This is a genomic window from Alkalicoccobacillus porphyridii (assembly GCF_007293315.1).
In the GTDB taxonomy this organism is placed as follows: domain Bacteria; phylum Bacillota; class Bacilli; order Bacillales; family Bacillaceae_D; genus Alkalicoccobacillus; species Alkalicoccobacillus porphyridii.
The window spans coordinates 1-413 of the sequence record NZ_VLXZ01000060.1; the positions used below are offsets into that span (position 1 = coordinate 1).

The 413-nt window shown below is 52.5% G+C and carries 1 protein-coding gene; it reads left to right on the forward strand.

What is annotated here, in order from left to right:
* The coding region (locus tag FN960_RS23505) for a putative hemolysin (protein ID WP_221936829.1) at positions 1-277 on the forward strand (277 nt) is incomplete at its 5' end.
* Positions 278-413: the final 136 nt, after the last annotated feature.

Sequence of the window (413 nt, forward strand, 5' to 3'; positions counted from 1 at the left end):
GGAAGAAGAGATGCGAGCAGCGTTTTGGGTAGGGTGTGCCGCTGTAGTGTTGTCGGCGTGTAGTAGTGAGCCTGTTCAGCAGGCGACTGCGGCGCACGTAGCGCCAGGTTTAAAAGCGTCGATGTCCAGTAGTGGAGAAGCAAATTGTGCAATGATCGGCGGTTCGCTTTCTGTTGCCCGTCAACTGGATGGTACGGCGATTGGGATGTGTGCATTACCCAACGGCAAACGCTGTAGCGAACAGTCACTTGCCGCCGGGAGCTGTGGCAGCTATTAATTCATTAAATCCGCCAGCTTATAAGTTAATGTCTGTTTCGCGGTCGCCAGCGTTAACTGGTTCGCGGTCAGATCCACTTGTGCACCTTCTTTCAGCATTTCGCTAATGGTGTTATCGAGTTCATTAAGCTGCGGGT